The organism is Sediminicola luteus (assembly GCF_040566555.1).
In the GTDB taxonomy this organism is placed as follows: Bacteria; Bacteroidota; Bacteroidia; order Flavobacteriales; family Flavobacteriaceae; genus Sediminicola.
On the sequence record NZ_JBEWYP010000007.1, the window covers coordinates 35,149 to 52,611 of the forward strand.

Sequence of the window (17,463 nt, forward strand, 5' to 3'; positions counted from 1 at the left end):
TCGTACTTTTAAAAGTAACCAAATACGTTTGAGAGATGAGAATAGAACAAGATATAAAACTGGGATTTAAAGATGTGCTGATCCGTCCTAAGCGATCTAATCTAAAAAGTAGGGCACAGGTGCAACTGGAGCGCGACTTTAAATTTCTCCATAGCGATTTTAGTTGGACAGGTGTTCCCATTATGGCTGCGAATATGGATACCGTGGGAACTTTTGAAATGGCATTGGCTCTATCGGAGAATAAACTCTTTACGGCCATTCATAAACATTATAGCCCTTCTCAATGGAATCAGTTCTTGAAAAATGCACCGGCGGACATTGTAGATTACATTGCGATAAGTACTGGGACAGGTCCTAGCGATACAAAGCGTTTGGCGACCATTTTCAATGATAATCCTACCCTAAAATTTATCTGTATCGACGTCGCCAATGGGTACTCAGAACATTTTGTGAATTTTGTAAAACAGTCTAGGACCCAATATCCTAATAAGGTCATAATTGCGGGTAATGTAGTAACTGGGGAAATGGTGGAAGAGTTATTACTCGCTGGGGCGGATATAATAAAAGTAGGCATCGGTCCAGGATCTGTATGTACCACGAGAGTTAAGACCGGCGTAGGTTACCCGCAATTATCTGCGATCATAGAATGTGCAGATGCCGCCCATGGTCTAGGTGGCCAAATCATTAGTGATGGCGGCTGCACGAGTCCTGGTGATGTTGCCAAGGCTTTTGGTGCAGGAGCTGATTTTGTGATGCTAGGGGGCATGCTGGCGGGACATGATGAAAGCGGTGGTGAGCTGATTGAACGTCACGGTCATCCATACAAACAATTTTATGGGATGAGTTCCACAACAGCCATGGATAAACATGTTGGCGGTGTGGCAGATTACAGGGCCAGCGAAGGAAAGACTGTAGAAGTGCCCTATAAAGGTAAGGTGGAGCATACACTACAGGATATATTAGGAGGTTTAAGAAGCACCTGTACCTATGTGGGAGCCCAACGTCTAAAAGAGTTGACAAAACGCACCACCTTTATTCGCGTGGCAGAACAGGAAAATAAAATTTATTCGGAAAGGTAATCTCAAGGGTACAAATTATTATTCCTATTCCCAAGTGAGGTCTTTATAACAACGTTCCTTAGCAAACCTAATAGCTGCATTGTTATTTAAAGCAGTTATAATTCTATTGGCATCTCCTCTTTATAGGGGATAGTGAAATAAAAGGAACTACCCTCATTTGGTTCTGAAGTTACCCAAATTTCCCCTCCATGGAGCTCAACAATTTTTTTGCAATGGGAGAGTCCTATTCCATTCCCTTCATTTTTGCTGGAAATCCCTAACCTTTTGTAAATAATAAATATATCCTCCAGGTCTTCTTTGAGCATGCCAATACCATTATCCTGGAATTCAAATTTCCAAAACTGGTCTTCTAAAGTTGCTGAAATTGTTATTTTGGGGGCTACTCCTTCTCTTTTAAATTTTAAGGAATTGGCAATAAGATTTTGAAAAAGCAAACGAATGTCCGTTTCGCCTCCATATATTTTGGGTAAAGTACCTACATTAAATGAGGCTTGGGATTCTTTTATTAAAACTGAAAGGTCTTCTTGTACCATTTCAAGAATTTCATGGGTATCTAACCATTGTGATTTCAGATCGGCCCCCACTCTGGAATAATCCATTAATATCTTTATGGTCTTATGCATCCTATCAGACGACTTCTTAATAAATTGTAGGTATTGTTTCCCTTTGGAATCCAGTTGCTCTTGGTGCCTATTTTCTAGAAGTTCGGTAAAACTGGATATGGAACGTAAAGGTTCTTTTAAGTCATGTGATGTAATGTGGGTATATTGTTCCAGTTCCTGATTTTTTAAGGTCAATAAATTATGGGCCTCCTTTAAAGAAACTAGCCTTTCCTCAGCAACACGAAATGTTTTTATATAAAAGATGCCCAAGCCAGCAAATGGCAGTACATAGGATATAATTTTAAGGAAATGCCCAATATTGAAATGATTGTCATATAATTCAACAGAACCAAATGTCATGTGTAATTGCGTTGCAATCGCAGGAAGCATGCTCCACATAAGAGCTTCGGTAAAAACATTCTTATGAAATTTGTAAAATGCTGGTAATACAAATAGTCCAAGTACAGTATAAATGATCAAGGGGATGAAATCAAAAGGCCTTGAAATAAAATTATCTGGGTACACAGATATCGGAAAAACATCACTTTGGGTACATACTTGAATAATGATATATGATAAACCTACAAAGGTTACCCCGACGATAGAAACTAGGGTATTTGATTTTTTATATTGTGGTCTGTATTTATTTTTTACAAGGAAAACACTAACACCAACCAATAATATCAATGAATTGAACAATCTGGAAAGTCCCCATGTGAAGGGGCTGAAATTTTTTATTTCTGCATTGGAATGAATAAGGTTTGTGGCAGCCAAAGTATGAAAGGCATCTATACTTCCAGCGCAAAAAAGTGCTATTCCAATAATTGAGGTGACCGGATTGCCAGTGATCCTATATTGGATCAAGGCCAAGGTGCCAATACCGAAGGCAATTGCTACTGCGCTCCATTCCAATAAAGAGTGTATGATAGCTCCCCCCAAGTAATATTGAATATTATTTTCAAAATTTGATGGGTTGATTGCAGCAAAATTTGCCATGTCAAAAGGGACAATTTCATAACCAAAATCAAAACCTATTATGTTTAAAACTGTAGGTAAAAGGCATATGCCTATGGTTCCAAATATGATCCATAAGGGCAATTCACCTTTGTGCATAATAGTATTTTTTGCTTGCAATGGCTTCAAATTTTTATGTGAAATAAATCACTGGAAAAGTAAGCTAATTTATTCGTTTTATCAAGGTAAGATGTAATAATGTATGGAGCTTATTTCGTAAGATAATCCCTTGGAGTATACCCATATTAAAAGTGGGGACTAAAAATAATATCGCAACATACATTACAGTGATAACATGCTTATTATCAACCGTGTATGGTCTCTGATTTGCCGTAATTTTTTATTACCTCACCTTCAAATTTGATCAGTTCCGCCCAACGTTTATTTACATCCAGTCCTTCTCCGTATTGTCTTGCAAAGCCAATAAAGGTGGTGTAATGGCCAGCTTCACTAATCATAAGGTCATGGTAGAATTTAGCTAATTCCGGGTCTTTTATTTTTTTGGACAAGAGTTTAAAACGTTCACAACTACGGGCTTCAATCATCGCGGAGAATAATAGTCTATCCACCAAACTTTGTTGGTGTGTTCCTCCTTTGATCATGAATTTAAAGAGTTCGTTCACATAACTGTCCTTGCGCTCTCGGCCTAAGGTGTATCCCCTTTTTTTAATGATTTCATGGACCATTTCAAAATGTTGCAGTTCCTCTTGTGCTAAGGTCAATAGATCGGTGACTAAATCTGTATGTTCCGGGTTTTGAATGATTATGGTAATAGCATTGGTGGCAGCTTTTTGCTCGCACCAGGCATGATCCGTTAATATCTCTTCAATATTCGATTCTACTATATCCACCCAACGTGGGTCGGTCTCCAATTTTAAACCAAGCATCTGTATTTTTTTTAGGCTACAAAGTTAGTCAATCTGATCATTCTTTAACAGAAGGCACATTTAGAGTAAATCAATTTTAATAAGCAGTATAGATCGCGATCACTCTTTAAAAAATAATTGTTTTACTTCAGGCTTGGACAGGTCAATAATGGTGAAAATTCCCAATAGGATCCCTAAAATGCCAGTTAGGCAATTCAGGACAGCCATCACAAAGATAAAATTGTAGTTCCTGACATCCTTTAAATATTTGGACGCCATTAAGGTTAAAATGCCAATAATAACAGAAATAATAAACCCTATACCCCCAATAATAATAAAGATCAGTCCGGGATTAACGGGGAACGACCCTGTTTCATGCGACCATTCTTCTGAGTGACCTATAATAATTCCTATGCATCCATAAAGAATAAAAAATAAAGAAAAGCATAAGGTCAAAATACCTTTGACCAGAAATAAGGTGCTAAAGGTGCTTAGATTAGTGTTGGTGTTGTTCATGATTATTTTATTGATTCATTAAAAATTCCAATGTGTTCCTTCCAAATAAAGTTAGGATAAAATATTTAAGGTGCCGATCCAGTTGACAATCAAGTTAATTCCTTTTATGATTCTCGGACAATCCTTAGTTAACATAAATTCCTCTTTGTTATCGGGCTCATCAAAATCTACAAACGCCAATCTGGCGCCCAAGAAATCTTTACTGAAACCAAAGGCAGAACTTGGTAAAATCATGACCCCCGTCTCTTTGAGAAGACCTTCACAGAGGTCATTTGATGAGGTGATCCCTTTTCTGGACAAGGCCGCCCGATGCTTTGAAAAATCCAAAAAGATATAAAATCCACCTTGAGGGGGATGAACACCAATATGTACGGCATTTAATTTTTCGGCACAGTACAAACCAATTTTTTGAAGTATCCCTGTTTGTTCATTCAAATAATCTTGTATACCGTAGTAACTTGTATATGCTTCTTTAGCAGCTATTTGCACAGGAGTTGGAGCACAGGAATAGGTTTCTGAACCTATGCCTATCAAGGCTTGTTTAAATTCTATTTCAATGCCGTCATATAAAAATGCAGCACCCAACCTCCAGCCTCCAGCACCGCACCATTTAGACAAACCTGTAGTGGTGATGGTTCTTTCGGGATAATAGTTGGAAAAAGATGTATGGGATTTATCAAAAGTAAGAAGGCCATATATTTCATCGGATATGACCAAGATATTATGAGCTCTAGCTATTACCGCTATTTCTTGTAATTCAGAAGGGGAATAGGTCAAGCCATCTGGATTCCCGGGATAATTTAAGATCAAAATAGTGGCTTGGTACTTCTTATTTTTTATCGCCTCTTCAATGGCTTTAGGATTTATTCGCCATCGTTCTTCAAAGTAAGTATTTACTTTAATCAAATGATGTCCTGCTAAAATAGCTTGAGGGGCATAGGAAACCCAAGAGGGCAGAGGAATTAGAACATCGGCCTTTTCAAAGGCAAGCATTATGGTATAAAGTAAAATTTTTGATCCTGGAGCCACCAATATATTATCTGGATCAACCTTTAGGCCATTATGTGCCAAGTGGAAGGCAGACATCAATTTTCTTAGATCCAAATCCCCCTGAACAGAGGAATATTCTTTTCGATGTGCAGATTCTTTTAGGGCACGGATTACCTTGGGAGGTGGGAGAAAAGGAGACTGACCAAAACCAAATTTGATAATCTCCTTATTTTGGGCCTCCAAGGCCTTTGCCTGGGTGTTTATCAATAAGGTTTGTGACTCTTCTACCTTTCTAAACATCTTACCATTCTTTTGTAGTTAATATCGCCTGTATAAATGAATGCTGTGAATCCTTACCGCTGCTTTTCTAAGATAATACATTGTAGTGGTTTTACCAGCTCAAAAGACAATGTAGCCAATGGTTATTGTTTTTAATTTGGAATAAAAAGAAAGTTAATCGCCCGCTGTTTATATAATGCCAAGCATTTTTCTTTATTTTGTCCTCGTAGTGGTTCATATCCATTTATTTTACGGGCCACAAAACAATTAAACGAACTATTTACCAGAAAATCAGGCGTTAATCCATGTTTTATTTCATCATAGATATTTTAGGTACCATCGCCTTCGCTATTTCTGGCGTATTAGTGGCCATTGATAAGAAGTTGGATCTATTTGGGGTTTTCATTATCGCCTTTGTAACTTCTGTGGGAGGAGGTACCCTTAGGGACCTTTTAATTGGTAATACCCCAGTATTATGGTTGAGGGATCCGGTGTACCTCTATACTATTTTTGGTACAGTTGTCTTTGCTGTTGCCTTTAGGGCACGCTTAAAATATATTAGAAAATCACTTTTTTTATTCGATACCATTGGGATTGGCCTGTATACCATGGTGGGTATAGAAAGAGGGATTGCTGTTGGTCTGTCCTCTATTATGTGCATTGGACTGGGAACTATTACCGCTTGTTTTGGAGGGGTGATTAGAGATATCCTTTGTAATGAGATACCGGTAATCTTTAGAAGGGAAATTTATGCCACGGCCTGTATTTTTGGCGGAGTAGGATATTTCTTGTTGAGGCGACTACCTTTCGACGATGCCTATGCATTTATGGCTGGTATTATTATCGTAATCGGGATCCGATTAATAGCTGTCCGTTTTAAGATCGCGCTACCAAGTATTTATAAGACTACTTAATAACTTCGGCATTTAGGATATAAATGTTTTGTAGGGGCCAATCACCTTGGCCTACAGGTTGACTGTTTATTTTATCCACCACATCCATCCCTGCTATGACTTTTCCAAAAGGAGTATAATCCCCGTCCAAGTGATAGGAACCTGGTTTGGTCACTACAATAAAAAATTCGAATGGAGATGCCAACATATGTGGATTATCTATTTCACTACTTGGCATGGATACAGTTCCACGGTGATGTTTGTGCCCTTTTCTGGTATCTGGAGGCAATAGGTATCTTCCAATTTGGCCCCTTTTTCTGCCAGTTTCAACATTATCGGCATTGCCACCTTGTATGATGAAATTTTTCACGATCCTATGGAAGAAAGTGTCGTTGAAATATCCTTTTTTGGTCAAGTAGATGAAGTTTGCTTTATGGTAGGGCACATCATCGAAAAGTTCAATGGTGATGTCGCCAAAATTAGTGGATAATTTAACTGTGTCCTCCTTTAGTGTCTTGTTGTAGTTAAAAAAGAATTCTATGGCATTCTCCTCTGTAAGTACAAATTCCTCTTTCTCCTCTTCAATTTTCCTGCTTTCAGCAACAGTATCGGTAACAATGGTTTTTTGAGGTTGTACTGGTGCTTTTTTTGCATTGGTCGTATCTTTGCAAGAAGCCAAAAGAAATAATGGTACTATTGTATAGAATGTGAATGTTTTAAGTGTCATGGATTTTAATGATTTTTCTCAGCGTATCTCAAAAATAAAAAATCTCCCACTTCCGGGAACGGAATCCCATTTTAAAATGGCACCGTTGGAGCGGATCAATACCTTGCAATCTATAGAATTAAAAAGAAAAAATGCCAAAAAAGCGGCGGTAATGGCTCTTTTTTATCCCAATCAAAGTTCTAGTACTAATTTACTGCTAATTTTAAGAAAATCGTATAAAGGTGTCCATTCCAATCAAATTGGCTTTCCTGGAGGCAAGGTAGAAAAAGAGGATAAGGATCTTTTGCATACGGCCTTAAGGGAGACCTATGAAGAAGTGGGAGTGGCTCCGAAGAAGGTACAAGTCATTCGTTCTTTAACGGAACTGTATATCCCTCCAAGTAATTTTATTGTGCATCCTTATGTAGGATTGTATCCTGAAGTCACTCCTTTTAAAATCCAAGAAAGTGAAGTAGAGGCTTTGGTGGAGGTTTCTTTAGATGAATTTATGGATGATAGGACCATCATTTATCAAAAATTGACCACATCCTATGCACAGAATATTGACGTACCTGCCTTTAAATTAAATGGTTATACGGTTTGGGGGGCAACCGCCATGATGTTGAGTGAAGTTAAAGAGCTTTTTAAACAGGTACTATAATGCCTTATTTTGTAATTTTGAATTTCTAACCACTAATTATGACCCTTTTTAAAAGAAACCCCTTCGGACATATTTTATTTTTAAAGAAATGGCTAATACGCATCATGGCGGTTATTACGCACCAGAGGTACAAGAAATTTAATAAGTTGGAAATTGAGGGTTCTGAGATTATTAGAAGCCTTCCAGAGCGCAATGTGCTTTTTGTGAGCAATCATCAAACCTATTTTGCGGATGTGGTGGCCATGTTCCATGTTTTCAATGCAAGCTTAAGCGGCAGGGAGAACACTATTAAGAACATAGGATATATATGGCAGCCAAAATTGAACATGTACTACATTGCGGCTGCAGAAACAATGAAGAAAAGTTTACTTACCAAAATTTTCGCCTATGCCGGTTCCATTAGTATAGAACGTACTTGGAGGGCAGAAGGTAAAGATGTGAATAGGCAGGTAAAAATGAGCGATATTTCCAATATTGGGGTTGCCTTGAACGATGGGTGGGTCATTACCTTTCCACAAGGGACCACTACGCCATGGAAACCGTTGCGCAAGGGTACCGCGCATATTATTAAAAAATACAGGCCAATTGTTGTTCCGGTAGTAATTGATGGTTTTAGACGTTCTTTTGATAAAAAGGGATTGCGCGTTAAGAAAAAGGGAATTCTTCAATCCATTGTGATCAAAGAGCCGTTGGAAATTGATTATGAAAATGAATCCTTTGAGTCTATCATTGAAAAGTTGGAATATGCAATTGAACAGCATCCATCCTTTCTTAAAGTGATATCCAAGGCAGATCTTTTGGCTTACGAAGAGGAGAATAAGCAACGAAAGTGGAAGCCCTAGACTTCCAACTCTCTCAGTTCGTTATAATTTTTTCGCAGTCTAGTTAAAAGGAGCCCATAGAGTACTTTGTAAAAGAGCCAGATTACTCCTAGTAAAATAGCTACGGCAAATATACAGACTCCAACAATGATGGTCCAGAAAATGGTTTCATTACCTGCTTCAGATGCCGCATTGATAATCTTATCACTATCGGGGCCGTATCTGAGACTTCCATAAATCCCGGAGATCAAAGAGATGGAAAACATAATTAAATTGAACCAGACATATTGGGTCACCGTTCTTTTGACCTTTAGAATGGCTTGCATGAGGTCTTTTGATGAATCTGTAAAGGATATCTTCCTATAATTCACATAGAACTTATAAATGAAATAAAGTAGGATGATATAATTCAACACCATCAAGATTATCGTAAATTCATAAATATGCCATGATTTGATCATCTCCCACGATTCCCCATCGGTAAATACGACATTAATGGCAGTCCAGAATACAAATTCCAGAATACTGATATAAAAAATCCATTTCACAATGGAAGAGGATTTTTTCCATATCATCTTATAGATTTCCGCATAGGATACTTTGGGAAGGTGTCCTTCCTTTTTTTGCCAGTCCTTTTTTAATAGCTCCAGTTCATCCATCATCATCTTAAGGATTAAGTATGGTTCTTAATTTATTTTTTACCCTGTTCATCTTCACCCTCGCATTTACTTCTGAAATACCTAAGGTTTCGGCTATTTCAGTATAATTTTTATCTTCCAAGTATAGGAACACTAATGCTTTATCTATATCTCCCAACTCCTTAACGGCATTGTACATCAATTTTAATTGTTGTTCCTGTGTTTCATCATACTCATCGGCTTTAATTTTAAAAATGACCGATTCATAATCTTGTGTTTTTATGCTTTTTTTCGATTTACGATATAGTGTAATAGCAGTGTTCAAAGCTACCCGGTACATCCAAGTACTAAATTTTGAATCACCCCTAAATTTTGGATAAGCCCTCCATAATTGGATGGTAATTTCCTGAAAAAGGTCTTTGTGGGAATCCCGGTCATTGGTATACAATGAGCATACCTTATGAACAATGTTCTGATTGTTTTCTAATTCGCTTACAAATTGATGTTCCTGGTCCTTAGTCACTTTCTAATGGTCGGTTGTCTATTGGTATGAAGAAGTCGTTTTTTGTTACAGGGCTAAACAAAAAAACCGACAATAAAAATATCATCGGTTTGTGTTTGGTTGTTGTCCTTTACTTTCTGTAGTCCAAGGCAGGAGCCCTATCACCTAGTAACGGAATATATTTAAAGTCCTTTCCCCGTCTTTCTATCAGTTCTTGTTGGGCCTTCATTATAATGTCCTTGCTCTTAAAGATATCGATGGCTGTAAGCGTCAAGGTTTTTGCCGCTACCATCATTCCTTTTTTGCCAATTGTAGTTCCGCCTGCTGCTACTGCTTGCCAGCTGTGAGCAGGGGTTCCGGGAACCCAGGTTGCAGTGCCCAATCCTACTGTTGGCACGGTAAAGCTTACATCGCCAACATCTGTAGAGCCATAGGCTTTAGCTTCTGTTTTATAGGGTTCAATATTTTTGGCAAGGTCCAGGTTCGCTTTCTCATATCCTAGGCTTACGGCAATTTTATCCGCAAATTCCTTTTCCTCCGGTGAATAGGTTACACCGCCAACCTTCACCAGGTTGTCGTACATCAATTTTTGGAGGGTTAGGTTGGGCAATAGCTCATGCGTCCCGCCAATCATCTCATAATCCATAGTGGTTCCCGTACCTAGGGCTGCACCTTCCGCAGCTTTTACAATTCTATCAAATATATCAATAACCACATCCCTTTGACCATGTCTGGCATAATAGTACACTTCCGCAAAATCTGGTACCACATTAGGAGCTTTTCCTCCTTGGGTAATCACATAATGGATACGTGCTTCAGATGGGATATGCTCCCGCATCATATTCACCATCATATCCATTGCCTCCACGCCATCCAAGGCGGACCGACCTTTTTCCGGAGCTCCGGCAGCATGGGCAGAAATTCCATGGAACCTGAATTTTGCCGATTTGTTGGCTAGGGCAGCACCGGCACTTGCTTCATTTTCTGCTCCCGGATGCCAATGTAAGGCAACATCTACATCATTAAATAAACCTTCCCTTACCATATATACCTTTCCTGATCCCCCTTCTTCCGCTGGGCAACCATAAAATCTAATGGTTCCTTTGACCTTGTTGGCTAGCATCCACTCTTTCACTGCTATAGCGGCCGCTGTAGAGGCCGTGCCGAACAAATGATGCCCGCATGCATGTCCAGCTTCTTTGTCCGCTGAAAGTTTTTCTGGAACCGCCTGTTGGGATAGACCAGGTAAGGCATCAAATTCACCAAGGATGGCTATGATCGGCCCACCATTGCCATACTCAGCTATGAAAGCGGTAGGAATTCCTGCAACCCCCGTATTTATGGAGAAGCCCTCATCGCTCAATGTCTTTTGCAATAAAGCAGAACTTTGCTCCTCTAAATAGCCCATTTCTGCAAATTCCCAGATATTCTGGGCAATGTTGCCATAGGTTTCACTTTTCTTGTCCAAGTTCTTTAAAATGTCCTGGGTGGTTTTCTGGGCATGGCCCATGAAAGAAAAAAGGCTTGTCAATACCAAGCTGCAAAATAATTTTCTCATAATAGGAAAGGTTTGTTCAAGGTTTGGATAAATATAATAAAAACTACATATGGAATAGGGTGAGAAACGTTTGAATGTTTAATTTAGGCCTATGATTTGTGATATGAACATTTCAAGGACCAGTTTTCCACGCATAGTAATCATAGGCGGAGGTTTTGCTGGAGTATCCTTGGCTAGAAAATTGAGCAATAAAGATGTGCAGGTAGTGCTGTTGGACAAACATAATTACCACACTTTTCAACCCTTGCTCTACCAGGTATCAACAGGAGGGTTGGAGCCTGACTCCATTGCATATCCCATTCGTAAGATATTGCAAAACTATCCCAATTTTATTTTTAGGCTTGCCGAAGTAAAGGAAATTGATACTACAGAAAAAAATATTATCACCAACATAGGAAGTCTTAAATATGACTATTTGGTAATGGCCACCGGTTCGGAAACTAATTTTTATGGTAATGTGGAATTGGAAAAACACAGCATGGCCATGAAGTCCATCATCCAATCCCTTAACCTTAGGAGTCTCATACTAGAAAATTTTGAACAAGCCTTATTGACCGATGATATTCATGAAAGGGACGCTCTTATGAATTTTGTGATCGTAGGTGGGGGACCAACAGGGGTAGAACTAGCTGGTGCTCTTGCAGAAATAAAAAAAGGAATCCTTCCCAAGGATTATCCAGATTTGGATACCCGCAGGGCACAGATCCATCTGGTGCAGTCAGGTCCCCGGATTTTAAAGGAAATGAGCGAAAAGGCCTCAGAAAAGGCGGAGGAATTTTTGGAAGGTTTGGGAGTTCAGGTATGGAAGGAGACCCGCATCACCAATTATGATGGGAAACTGGCCACCACCATGACCAATGTTGTATTTGAAACGGCAACCCTTGTTTGGGCGGCAGGTGTAAAAGGGGCTTTGATCAAGGGGATGGATGCCAGCGAGTTGACCGTTCCCGGAAACCGGTTAAAAGTAAATCAGTTCAACCAAGTTGAAGGTGTAGAAGATGTTTTTGCCATTGGTGATATTGCCTGTATGGTAACCCCGGAATTTCCCATTGGTCATCCTATGATGGCGCAACCAGCTATGCAGCAAGGTGCAAATCTTGGAAATAATCTAATTAAACTTTTAGAGAACCAGCCATTGACACCATTTCAATATAAAGATAAGGGCAGTATGGCCACGGTAGGGCGGAACAAGGCCGTGGTTGACCTTAAAAATTACAAGTTCCAAGGAATATTTGCCTGGTATGTTTGGATGTTTGTACATCTTTTCTTTTTAATAGGATTTAGAAATAGAATAGTGGTTTTCGTGAATTGGGTGTACAATTACATTCGTTTTGATCGGGAAGCCCGACTTATTATAAGACCGTACAATAAGGATTACACCAGGTTTAAGGATTAGTAAGAGATTAAGACTTTCAATTGAGGTTAATGTTTTTCTCTTCTTTATCTTCTTCTTTATCTTTTCTTGGATGGTATTCGTTGAGGACCTCGGAAAGTTTAGTCCTGTCTAAATGCACATAGATTTCTGTTGTAGTAATGCTCTCATGACCCAACATCTGCTGGATGGCCCTTAGGTCGGCACCGTTACCCAATAAATGTGATGCAAAGGAATGCCTAAAGGTATGAGGACTAATGGTTTTGTTCAGTTCTATTTTTTCTGCCAATTGTTTAATGATGGTAAATACCATGGCCCTTGTCAGTTGCTTGCCCCTACGGTTGAGAAAAAGGATATCTTCATGGCCTTTTTGAATCTTAAGATGAACCCTTTTTTCATTCTTGTAGATATCGATATATTTTTTATTGATGTTACTGATGGGAACAAAACGTTGTTTGTCTCCTTTGCCGGTAACCTTTATAAAGTCCTCCTCAAAATACAGATCGGAAATCTGTAGGCTTACCAATTCCGAGACCCGTAACCCACACCCATAAAGGGTTTCCAAAATAGCTCTATTGCGTTCCCCTTCGTCTTTTGAAAGATCTATAGCCGCAATAAGATTATTGATCTCATCTTCCGAAAGCGTGTCAGGGAGCTTGCGACCTACTTTGGGGGATTCTATTAAATCCATGGGATTATCACTTCGGTAATCCTCAAAAATCAAAAAATTAAAAAAACTCTTTAAACCGGATATGATTCTAGCCTGGGATCGGGGATTGACGACTTTGGCGATTTCATAAATAAACTGTTGTACGGTTTCCCTGCCAATTCCAATGGGATTTTCTTGGATGGTATTGGAATTGAGGAAAAGGATTAGTTTTTCAACATCCAAGGTATAATTATGGATGGAATTCTTGGAAAGTCCCCGCTCTATTTTGAGGTAATCTTGATAATCTTTGAGCCCTTGTTGCCAATTCATAGGATAAAGATACAACTATGATTTTGCCTTAAATAACCCCCTCTATAATTAAAACCACAAAAAGGATATATTTTACCAACAAAAATTGTCTATTGACAACAATAAATATAGAAAACAATCATCATGGTTTAGGTTCGCACCAAGTTAAAAACAACCTAAATTTTTTTACATGAAAAAAGTATGTATTGCAGTATTGGCCTTAGTTGCCTATGTCGGAAATGTGAATGCCCAGGATAATGCCGTAAAGGCAAATCCACTTGGTCTGATCTTTGGAACAGCACAATTTGGATATGAGCGTGCCGTTACCGAGAAAACATCTATTGAAGTGTCTTTGGCCTATGCAAGTGTAAGTGCAACTGTTGATTCTGAAGATACCAAGGCTACCGGTTTCGGTGCCGAAGGAAAGTATAAATTTTACTTCTCTTCCACCCAACAGGGCATTAGGGGATGGTATGCGGCCCCAACTGTTGGATTCAACAGTGCCAAGGCTACATCAGGAGATAGTGAAGGTAAATTGTCTTGGGTTGCTGGAGGTGCAGTAGCTGGCTACCAATGGGTATTTGGTGGTGGAGATAGTGGTTTTGCTTTAGACTTAAATTTCGGAGCTCAATATGTTTCTGCAAAAACAAGTGGAGATATTTCAGGGGTAACCATTGATGGGATATTGCCAAAATTAGGATTATCGCTTGGTTACGCTTGGTAAGAGATTCTATTTGATATTGTTATAAGGAACGGAGACACTATGGTCTCCGTTTTTCTTTTTTATATTCGGCCATGAAATACTTTCTTCATTTATTGAAATTCCTTAAAAGGAGTTATTAAGAATACAAAAATGAGAAATTAATCTATTTGTTGGGAGCTCTATCTATACAATTTTATTTGGGCTAAAAACTAGTCCTTCACAGTTGGCAGATTCCGCCATATCAATATCTAAAACACCGGTACATAAGGAGTTGTGTTTAGAGGTAATTATTGGACTATTAGGGCAGCTTATAATTTATAATATTTTCAATCCATATAATTGTAAAGGGATACCTTATGGTTCTCTTTTTTTATGGGCGACAATTTGTTACATTTAGCCTATGAAAATTATTATTATCAACGGACCAAATCTCAACCTTTTAGGAAAAAGGGAGCCCGAAATTTACGGCAGTGCTACTTTTGAAGATTTTTTTACGGAATTGCAGTTCAAATATAAAGAAGTGCAATTAGAGTATTTTCAAACCAATATAGAAGGCGAGATCATCAATAAATTACACGATTGTGGATTTGCTGACTATAATGGTATAATTTTAAATGCTGGTGCCTATACCCATACTTCCATAGGCATAGGAGATGCTATTAAGGGTATCAAAACCCCAGTGGTTGAGGTGCATATCAGTAATACGTTTGCAAGAGAAGAATTTAGGCACATATCCTATATTTCGCCTGTAGCCAAAGGCGTTATCCTTGGCTTTGGTCTACAAAGTTATGACCTGGCCATTCAGAGCTACCTAAGCTGAATGTTTTAAATACTTCTTGTCTATATAAAATGTTCCAAATGGGAGTAAGGAGGCAGAGAAAAGTATGATGAACTTTTTAAGGCCCCATTTCTTTTCTATAGTCAATAAGAGGGCAAGGACTACGTATCCGATAAAAAGAAATCCATGGGCATAGCCAATATATATATTGGGTTCCGGAATTCCGCCTTTATATTTTAAAGGCATTCCCAATCCAAATAACAGAAGGAAAGATACTCCTTCCAAAATGGCAATCAATCTAAAAATTTTCAACATCCCTTAATCGTATATTAAAAAGATAAAAGGATTACAAATGTCCAAGAAATCCTAGACCTCTGTAATCCTTTTATAAAAAATTATTATAGGTGAATTACCTCGCCATAGGCATCGGCAACAGCTTCCATAACCGCTTCACTCATTGTTGGGTGTGGGTGAACTGCTTTTAAGATCTCATGACCAGTAGTTTCCAATTTGCGGGCCACTACTGCCTCTGCAATCATATCGGTAACTCCGGCTCCAATCATATGGCAACCTAACCATTCGCCGTACTTGGCATCAAAAATTACTTTAACAAAACCATCTGGCGTCCCGGATGCTTTGGCCTTACCACTCGCAGAGAATGGGAATTTACCAACTTTAAGTTCGTACCCTTTTTCCTTAGCTTGTTTCTCTGTAAGTCCAACTGAGGCTATTTCCGGAGTACAATACGTACATCCTGGGATATTGCCATAATCCAACGGCTCTACATGCATTCCTGCAAGTTTTTCCACACAAAGTATTCCTTCAGCTGAGGCAACGTGAGCCAGAGCCTGCCCAGGGGTTACATCTCCAATAGCGTAATAGCCTGGGATATTCGTCTGGTAGTAATCGTTAACAAGAATCTTATCACGGTCAACGGCAATTCCTACCTCTTCCAATCCAATGTTTTCAATATTGGATTTGATACCTACTGCAGAAAGAACGATATCCGCTTCAATTATTTCTTCTCCTTTACTTGTCTTAACGGTCACCTTAACGCCTTCTCCGGAAGTATCAACCTTGGTCACTTCAGAAGAGGTCATAATTTTTATGCCAGATTTTTTGAAGGTGCGCTCCAATTGTTTAGAGATATCCTCATCTTCTACAGGAACAACGTTCGGTAAAAATTCCACAACGGTCACCTCTGTGCCCATTGAATTATAGAAGTATGCAAATTCTATTCCTATAGCTCCACTCCCAACAACAACCATTTTCTTAGGTTGCTTGTCCAGGGTCATGGCTTTTCTGTATCCAATGATTTTCTTACCATCTTGTGGCAAACTAGGCAATTCCCTACTACGTGCTCCAGTAGCGATAATAATATTATTGGCGCTGTATTCAGTTTCCTTCCCATTGGCATCTGTAACCATCACCTTTTTTCCAGGCATCAATTTACCAAATCCGTCAATGACCTCAATTTTGTTTTTCTTCATAAGGAATTGAACCCCTTTGCTCATCCCATCGGCTACGTTACGACTACGTTTAACGACTGCATCGAAATCTTTATCGAATCCGTCAACGGTAAGTCCATAATCTCCCGCATGCTTCAAATATTCAAATACCTGAGCAGATTTTAACAATGCTTTGGTTGGGATACAGCCCCAGTTTAAACAAACACCACCTAGATTTTCTTTTTCAATTACAGCGGTTTTGAATCCTAATTGTGAAGCTCTAATGGCAGTTACGTAACCACCTGGACCACTACCTAAAACAATAACATCGAAATTGCTCATTTATATATATGTATTAAAGTGTCTATTTTTTGAAGTGTCAAAGTTACAAAACCAAACCTAAACCCCATAGCAGGGTTTTAAAAATAAGTGGGCCGTTTAACGTATTCATCGCCATGTGTTAATTTACCATGATAAAACCAATCTTTTTGTCTAGAAGCAAGATAAAAAAAACCGCCCGATCCATGGAGGAAGAGCGATTTTTTGATATTTAGTGGCAACCTAATGTTACCAATTGCTTTTTAATTCGGACAATTATTTTTCGGGATCAAAATCAATGCTTACAGAGTTGATACAGTAGCGTTGACCGGTTGTATCCCGAGGGCCATCGTCAAAAACGTGTCCCAAATGACCGCCACAATTGGCACAGACCGTTTCGGTCCGGATCATGCCATGGGTGTTGTCGCGGATATATTCAATGGCTCCCTCAACTGCTTGGTCAAAAGATGGCCAACCACAACCACTGTCAAATTTATGCTCACTTTCAAACAGTTTGGCGTCGCAAGCTCTGCAATGGTAGGATCCATCCTCGGAATGGATATTGTACTTTCCGGTGTGTGGGTATTCCGTTCCTTTTTTACGTAAGATTCTATATTCCTCATCCGTCAATTGGGATTTCCACTCTGCTTCCGATTTCTCTACGCTATATTTTTTATCCATGTCTTTCTAATTTAGGATCGCAATAAATTCATTAAATAGTTACTTATTGGCCGTGAATGAAGCTTGTTCGACACGAATTT

Annotated in this window: 19 protein-coding genes; 7 read left to right on the forward strand and 12 right to left on the reverse strand. The window is 38.9% G+C overall.

Annotated features, from left to right (window positions below; genetic code table 11):
• Positions 1 to 35 precede the first annotated feature (35 nt).
• Entirely contained in the window at positions 36 to 1,079 is a 1,044-nt protein-coding gene (locus ABXZ32_RS12035) for a GMP reductase (RefSeq protein WP_354618927.1), read from the forward strand.
• 95 nt (positions 1,080 to 1,174) lie between these two features.
• Here the strand turns inward: ABXZ32_RS12035 and ABXZ32_RS12040 are convergent, their stop codons facing one another.
• The 4 genes from ABXZ32_RS12040 to ABXZ32_RS12055 all read right to left on the reverse strand — a co-directional run bounded on the left by ABXZ32_RS12040 (position 1,175) and on the right by ABXZ32_RS12055 (position 5,367).
• The gene (locus ABXZ32_RS12040; protein ID WP_354618928.1) at positions 1,175 to 2,794 is read right to left on the reverse strand and encodes an ATP-binding protein; all 1,620 of its coding nucleotides are present in this window, start codon (positions 2,792 to 2,794) and stop codon (positions 1,175 to 1,177) included.
• A 206-nt stretch (positions 2,795 to 3,000) separates the two neighbouring features.
• Positions 3,001 to 3,582, reverse strand: coding sequence for a tRNA-(ms[2]io[6]A)-hydroxylase (gene miaE, locus ABXZ32_RS12045; protein ID WP_062053284.1), 582 nt, complete (start codon positions 3,580 to 3,582; stop codon positions 3,001 to 3,003).
• 99 nt (positions 3,583 to 3,681) lie between these two features.
• Positions 3,682 to 4,077, reverse strand: a complete 396-nt coding sequence (locus tag ABXZ32_RS12050) for a hypothetical protein (protein ID WP_354618929.1) — start codon at positions 4,075 to 4,077, stop codon at positions 3,682 to 3,684.
• Positions 4,078 to 4,128: 51 nt separating this feature from the next.
• The gene (locus tag ABXZ32_RS12055) at positions 4,129 to 5,367 is read right to left on the reverse strand and encodes a pyridoxal phosphate-dependent aminotransferase (protein WP_354618930.1); all 1,239 of its coding nucleotides are present in this window, start codon (positions 5,365 to 5,367) and stop codon (positions 4,129 to 4,131) included.
• Positions 5,368 to 5,651: 284 nt separating this feature from the next.
• On the opposite strand from ABXZ32_RS12055, the gene ABXZ32_RS12060 reads away from it, so the two are divergent.
• Positions 5,652 to 6,260 (forward strand): trimeric intracellular cation channel family protein, encoded by a 609-nt coding sequence (locus ABXZ32_RS12060; protein ID WP_354618931.1) that lies wholly within the window; start codon positions 5,652 to 5,654, stop codon positions 6,258 to 6,260.
• On the opposite strand, the gene ABXZ32_RS12065 is transcribed toward ABXZ32_RS12060, so the two are convergent.
• On the reverse strand, positions 6,253 to 6,966 hold the full coding sequence (locus tag ABXZ32_RS12065) for a peptidylprolyl isomerase (protein WP_354618932.1): 714 nt from the start codon (positions 6,964 to 6,966) through the stop codon (positions 6,253 to 6,255). The two genes, ABXZ32_RS12060 and ABXZ32_RS12065, sit on opposite strands and share 8 nt — an antisense overlap.
• On the opposite strand from ABXZ32_RS12065, the gene ABXZ32_RS12070 reads away from it, so the two are divergent.
• Positions 6,965 to 7,606: an NUDIX hydrolase gene (locus ABXZ32_RS12070; protein WP_354618933.1), complete on the forward strand. Its 642-nt coding sequence runs from the start codon at positions 6,965 to 6,967 to the stop codon at positions 7,604 to 7,606. The two genes, ABXZ32_RS12065 and ABXZ32_RS12070, sit on opposite strands and share 2 nt — an antisense overlap.
• Before the next feature lie 38 nt (positions 7,607 to 7,644).
• Positions 7,645 to 8,448, forward strand: coding sequence for a lysophospholipid acyltransferase family protein (locus tag ABXZ32_RS12075; protein WP_354618934.1), 804 nt, complete (start codon positions 7,645 to 7,647; stop codon positions 8,446 to 8,448).
• Here ABXZ32_RS12075 and ABXZ32_RS12080 read toward each other — a convergent pair.
• The 3 genes from ABXZ32_RS12080 to ABXZ32_RS12090 form a co-directional block, all read right to left on the reverse strand.
• Positions 8,445 to 9,092 (reverse strand): hypothetical protein, encoded by a 648-nt coding sequence (locus ABXZ32_RS12080; protein ID WP_354618935.1) that lies wholly within the window; start codon positions 9,090 to 9,092, stop codon positions 8,445 to 8,447. The genes ABXZ32_RS12075 and ABXZ32_RS12080 overlap by 4 nt on opposite strands.
• Position 9,093: 1 nt before the next feature.
• Entirely contained in the window at positions 9,094 to 9,588 is a 495-nt protein-coding gene (locus ABXZ32_RS12085; protein WP_354618936.1) for an RNA polymerase sigma factor, read from the reverse strand.
• Between the two features lie 109 nt (positions 9,589 to 9,697).
• Positions 9,698 to 11,125, reverse strand: a complete 1,428-nt coding sequence (locus ABXZ32_RS12090; protein ID WP_354618937.1) for an amidohydrolase — start codon at positions 11,123 to 11,125, stop codon at positions 9,698 to 9,700.
• Positions 11,126 to 11,228: 103 nt separating this feature from the next.
• On the opposite strand from ABXZ32_RS12090, the gene ABXZ32_RS12095 reads away from it, so the two are divergent.
• The gene (locus ABXZ32_RS12095) at positions 11,229 to 12,521 is read left to right on the forward strand and encodes an NAD(P)/FAD-dependent oxidoreductase (protein WP_354619072.1); all 1,293 of its coding nucleotides are present in this window, start codon (positions 11,229 to 11,231) and stop codon (positions 12,519 to 12,521) included.
• A 16-nt stretch (positions 12,522 to 12,537) separates the two neighbouring features.
• Here ABXZ32_RS12095 and xerD read toward each other — a convergent pair whose 3' ends face one another.
• Positions 12,538 to 13,476, reverse strand: coding sequence for a site-specific tyrosine recombinase XerD (xerD, locus tag ABXZ32_RS12100; RefSeq protein ID WP_354618938.1), 939 nt, complete (start codon positions 13,474 to 13,476; stop codon positions 12,538 to 12,540).
• Positions 13,477 to 13,645: 169 nt separating this feature from the next.
• On the opposite strand from xerD, the gene ABXZ32_RS12105 reads away from it, so the two are divergent.
• Both ABXZ32_RS12105 and aroQ read left to right on the forward strand, forming a co-directional pair.
• Entirely contained in the window at positions 13,646 to 14,179 is a 534-nt protein-coding gene (locus tag ABXZ32_RS12105; RefSeq protein WP_354618939.1) for a DUF3575 domain-containing protein, read from the forward strand.
• Positions 14,180 to 14,558: 379 nt separating this feature from the next.
• Complete coding sequence (gene aroQ / locus ABXZ32_RS12110) at positions 14,559 to 14,978, forward strand: type II 3-dehydroquinate dehydratase (RefSeq protein ID WP_354618940.1); 420 nt, start codon at positions 14,559 to 14,561, stop codon at positions 14,976 to 14,978.
• Here the strand turns inward: aroQ and ABXZ32_RS12115 are convergent.
• The 3 genes from ABXZ32_RS12115 to msrB all read right to left on the reverse strand — a co-directional run bounded on the left by ABXZ32_RS12115 (position 14,970) and on the right by msrB (position 17,383).
• Positions 14,970 to 15,251 carry a DUF3817 domain-containing protein gene (locus tag ABXZ32_RS12115; protein WP_354618941.1) on the reverse strand — a complete coding sequence of 94 codons (282 nt, stop codon included), beginning with the start codon at positions 15,249 to 15,251 and terminating at the stop codon, positions 14,970 to 14,972. The two genes, aroQ and ABXZ32_RS12115, sit on opposite strands and share 9 nt — an antisense overlap.
• 83 nt (positions 15,252 to 15,334) lie before the next feature.
• Positions 15,335 to 16,726: a dihydrolipoyl dehydrogenase gene (gene lpdA / locus ABXZ32_RS12120; RefSeq protein WP_354618942.1), complete on the reverse strand. Its 1,392-nt coding sequence runs from the start codon at positions 16,724 to 16,726 to the stop codon at positions 15,335 to 15,337.
• Between the two features lie 252 nt (positions 16,727 to 16,978).
• Entirely contained in the window at positions 16,979 to 17,383 is a 405-nt protein-coding gene (gene msrB, locus ABXZ32_RS12125; RefSeq protein WP_354618943.1) for a peptide-methionine (R)-S-oxide reductase MsrB, read from the reverse strand.
• Positions 17,384 to 17,463 lie beyond the last annotated feature (80 nt).

What these genes read in the sequence shown, in the direction of transcription:
- ABXZ32_RS12035 (WP_354618927.1), top strand. Translation starts at nt 36, where the DNA reads ATGAGAATAGAACAAGATATAAAACTGGGATTTAAAGATGTGCTGATC.
- ABXZ32_RS12040 (WP_354618928.1), bottom strand. Translation starts at nt 2,794, where the DNA reads ATGCACAAAGGTGAATTGCCCTTATGGATCATATTTGGAACCATAGGC.
- miaE (WP_062053284.1), bottom strand. Translation starts at nt 3,582, where the DNA reads ATGCTTGGTTTAAAATTGGAGACCGACCCACGTTGGGTGGATATAGTA.
- ABXZ32_RS12050 (WP_354618929.1), bottom strand. Translation starts at nt 4,077, where the DNA reads ATGAACAACACCAACACTAATCTAAGCACCTTTAGCACCTTATTTCTG.
- ABXZ32_RS12055 (WP_354618930.1), bottom strand. Translation starts at nt 5,367, where the DNA reads ATGTTTAGAAAGGTAGAAGAGTCACAAACCTTATTGATAAACACCCAG.
- ABXZ32_RS12060 (WP_354618931.1), top strand. Translation starts at nt 5,652, where the DNA reads ATGTTTTATTTCATCATAGATATTTTAGGTACCATCGCCTTCGCTATT.
- ABXZ32_RS12070 (WP_354618933.1), top strand. Translation starts at nt 6,965, where the DNA reads ATGGATTTTAATGATTTTTCTCAGCGTATCTCAAAAATAAAAAATCTC.
- ABXZ32_RS12065 (WP_354618932.1), bottom strand. Translation starts at nt 6,966, where the DNA reads ATGACACTTAAAACATTCACATTCTATACAATAGTACCATTATTTCTT.
- ABXZ32_RS12075 (WP_354618934.1), top strand. Translation starts at nt 7,645, where the DNA reads ATGACCCTTTTTAAAAGAAACCCCTTCGGACATATTTTATTTTTAAAG.
- ABXZ32_RS12080 (WP_354618935.1), bottom strand. Translation starts at nt 9,092, where the DNA reads ATGATGATGGATGAACTGGAGCTATTAAAAAAGGACTGGCAAAAAAAG.
- ABXZ32_RS12090 (WP_354618937.1), bottom strand. Translation starts at nt 11,125, where the DNA reads ATGAGAAAATTATTTTGCAGCTTGGTATTGACAAGCCTTTTTTCTTTC.
- ABXZ32_RS12095 (WP_354619072.1), top strand. Translation starts at nt 11,229, where the DNA reads ATGAACATTTCAAGGACCAGTTTTCCACGCATAGTAATCATAGGCGGA.
- xerD (WP_354618938.1), bottom strand. Translation starts at nt 13,476, where the DNA reads ATGAATTGGCAACAAGGGCTCAAAGATTATCAAGATTACCTCAAAATA.
- ABXZ32_RS12105 (WP_354618939.1), top strand. Translation starts at nt 13,646, where the DNA reads ATGAAAAAAGTATGTATTGCAGTATTGGCCTTAGTTGCCTATGTCGGA.
- aroQ (WP_354618940.1), top strand. Translation starts at nt 14,559, where the DNA reads ATGAAAATTATTATTATCAACGGACCAAATCTCAACCTTTTAGGAAAA.
- ABXZ32_RS12115 (WP_354618941.1), bottom strand. Translation starts at nt 15,251, where the DNA reads ATGTTGAAAATTTTTAGATTGATTGCCATTTTGGAAGGAGTATCTTTC.
- lpdA (WP_354618942.1), bottom strand. Translation starts at nt 16,726, where the DNA reads ATGAGCAATTTCGATGTTATTGTTTTAGGTAGTGGTCCAGGTGGTTAC.
- msrB (WP_354618943.1), bottom strand. Translation starts at nt 17,383, where the DNA reads ATGGATAAAAAATATAGCGTAGAGAAATCGGAAGCAGAGTGGAAATCC.